Origin of the sequence: Flavobacterium sp., from assembly GCF_035760125.1 — a bacterium.
Taxonomy (GTDB): domain Bacteria; phylum Bacteroidota; class Bacteroidia; order Flavobacteriales; family Flavobacteriaceae; genus Flavobacterium.
Genome location: NZ_DASTTN010000044.1, coordinates 1 through 2836, shown reverse-complemented (window position 1 = coordinate 2836; position 2836 = coordinate 1). Strand labels below are relative to the sequence as shown.

Sequence of the window (2836 nt, the reverse complement as noted above, 5' to 3'; positions counted from 1 at the left end):
GATACTATGACTAAAGCAATAATGGCAATGATTCTTAAATCGAATCTTTCCATGAAAAATTGTTGTGCAATTAGATAAGTTCCAATTCCTTGCGCTACAGTTAAGCCATAATTTACATACATAGCACCAAAGAAATAGCCGGGTTCTTTTTCGAATTTGTATTGACAATGGGGACAATATTGATTCATTTTTGGGAAACCAATATTTAAGAAGATGTTTTTTTCGTTGAATACTTTTCCTTCAAGGCAATGTGGACAATCATTATTTAGGATGTGGACGAGTGTGTGTGACATTTTTTTATTTTTTTTCAAAGGTATTTTTTATTCGTGTCACAGATGTTTTCTATATTCGCTAATTATAGCACAATAAAGACATTGAAGAAGACATGAGCAAATATCCGATATATTCTATTCAGCGATTCAATTGTAATGATGTTAATAGTGATTTCTATATAAATACCTTCAAAAATCACTTGATTGATCACAGTTTTGTAGAAGAACCTCATAGACATAATTCGTATGTACTGGTTCTTTTTACTAATGGATCAGGGACGCATGATATCGATTTTGATACTTTTAAAATTCAGCCCGGGAGTATGTTTTTTATGCAACCCGGACAAATACACCATTGGAATTTGTCTGATGATATTGACGGTTTTGTTGTTTTTTATTCCCAAGAGATGTACAATCTTTATTTTAGGCAAAAGACAATAGAAGCCTACCCGTTTTATTCTGCATTGGGAAATTCTCCCGAAATGATATTTGATGCAAAAGAATTAAAGGCAAAAGAATTCTATTTTTATAAAATGTTTGAGGAATATCAAGGTAATAAAATAATGAAGCAGGATAAAATCATGAATTTATTGGACAGTATTCACATTGAAATTGCCCGAAAGTATAATGAAAGCCATGTTTTGGAAACGCATTCCTATAATATGAAAATTAAAGATTTTGATGTGCTTTTGGAGAAATATTTTTGGACAGAAAAAGCGCCTTCCTTTTATGCATCTCAACTTCATATTACGTTGAAACATTTGAATAGGATATGCAATGAAATCCTAAAAAAGACCACCACTCAGGTTATTACGGATCGAATTATTCTGGAGGCCAAAAGAATGTTAATGGATAAAAAAAGAACAGTCAACGAAATTGCAACAGCGTTGGGTTTCGATGACTATTCCTATTTCGTGCGGTTATTTAAGAAGTATACTGCAATGACGCCAACCGCTTTTCGGGTTTCAAAACAGTAATTAAGGATGTACTTTAATTAATTGAGCGGCTTCTTTTGCTTTTTCGATCACTTCCTCAATTGAAGAGTCTAAAGCATCATTGACTAAAGCTACGCCCATTCTGCGATAGGGTCTTGAAGTAGGTTTTCCAAATATCCTAAAATCGGTTTTGGGTAAAGCTGCGATTTTTTCTATTCCTGTGAAAGTAGGGTTTGCTGAATTTTCGGAAGCCAAAATTACAGCACTCGCTCCTGCTTTTTCTAGAGTAATTTCGAAAATTGGTAAACTCAAAATAGCACGTAAATGCAATTCGAATTCATTAAAATTTTGCGTTCCCGCCAAAGTGACCATTCCTGTATCGTGTGGTCTTGGTGATAATTCAGAGAAATAAACACCATCATCAGCAAGGAAAAATTCAACACCGAATAATCCCGCGCCACCCAAAGCTTCGGTTACTTTTTCGGCCATATCCTGTGCTTCGTATAAATCTTTGTCGGATACTTTCGCGGGTTGCCAGCTTTCCTGATAATCGCCACGCTCTTGTCTGTGTCCTATTGGCGCGCAAAATAGAGTAGGGTTGTTGTTTTGAACCACGGTCAATAATGTGATTTCCGAATTGAACTTTACAAAAGCTTCAACTATGACTTCGACTACATCGCCACGCGAACCTTCTACAGCGTATTGCCATGCTTTGTCAATGTCGGCAGCAGTTTTTATGGTGGATTGCCCTTTTCCAGAGGAAGACATTAATGGTTTTACGACGCATGGCATTCCAACGGCCTCAACTCCTTTGCGTAATTCTTCGGCTGAAGTGGCGTAACGGTAATTGGCCGTGCGCAATCCCAGTTCTTTGGCAGCTAAATCCCGAATGGCTTTTCTGTTCATGGTAAAGTTGGCCGCTTTTGCAGATGGAACTACTGTAATTCCTTGTTTTTCGTAATCATAAAAACGTTCTGTTCTGATGGCTTCTATTTCGGGAACGATGAAATCGGGTTGGTGTTTGGCCACGATTTTGTCCAAAGCGTCCCCATCGAGCATATTGATAACTTCAAAACCGTGTGCTACTTGCATTGCTGGTGCGTTTTCATAACTGTCAACAGCAATTATGGTTTGCCCGATACGTTGTGCAGCGATTGTAAATTCTTTTCCTAATTCGCCAGAGCCTAGAAGTAGTATTTTCATTGAAAAAAAGTTTAGTGGGGTTATGAGGTTTATAAGTTTAGTCTGTTTTGTATAATTATAACAAAAATACGTTTTTGGGTTGAATTTTTTATAGGAACGCTTGCTGTGTTTTGGTTATTTCTTTTGAAAATATTGAATGACTTATTTAGCAGTTTGCCCGCGTGAGGGATAGGAGCAAGCTACCGAAGTAGCGCGTATAGCCTGACACCATAAAGGAAAGAGGCCGACTCACCGGTGTGATAAGTTAGCCTCTTTTCTTTATGATGGCACGCCCCAATACTTTGTTTAAAAACTATAACCAAGTTTTACCCCGCATCGGAATACGAAATTATCAACGTAGGTGTTGTCGATGTCTCCATTTCCTTTTACTTCCCATTTCCAATTGAATCCGATTGAAGGGTCAATGCTAAAATTCTTTCCGATTTT

Annotated in this window: 3 protein-coding genes; 1 reads left to right on the top strand and 2 read right to left on the bottom strand. The window is 37.1% G+C overall.

The window, feature by feature from the left end:
- The coding region (locus tag VFS71_RS02010) for a DUF983 domain-containing protein (protein ID WP_326399071.1) at positions 1 to 293 on the bottom strand (293 nt) is incomplete at its 3' end.
- A 92-nt stretch (positions 294 to 385) separates the two neighbouring features.
- Here VFS71_RS02010 and VFS71_RS02005 point away from each other — a divergent pair.
- Positions 386 to 1249, top strand: a complete 864-nt coding sequence (locus VFS71_RS02005; RefSeq protein WP_326399069.1) for a helix-turn-helix transcriptional regulator — start codon at positions 386 to 388, stop codon at positions 1247 to 1249.
- Here VFS71_RS02005 and purT read toward each other — a convergent pair whose 3' ends face one another.
- The gene (gene purT, locus VFS71_RS02000) at positions 1250 to 2410 is read right to left on the bottom strand and encodes a formate-dependent phosphoribosylglycinamide formyltransferase (protein ID WP_414655977.1); all 1161 of its coding nucleotides are present in this window, start codon (positions 2408 to 2410) and stop codon (positions 1250 to 1252) included.
- Positions 2411 to 2836 lie beyond the last annotated feature (426 nt).

Coding starts and splice junctions, on each gene's coding strand:
- purT (WP_414655977.1), bottom strand. CDS start 2,410: ATGAAAATACTACTTCTAGGCTCTGGCGAATTAGGAAAAGAATTTACA.
- VFS71_RS02005 (WP_326399069.1), top strand. CDS start 386: ATGAGCAAATATCCGATATATTCTATTCAGCGATTCAATTGTAATGAT.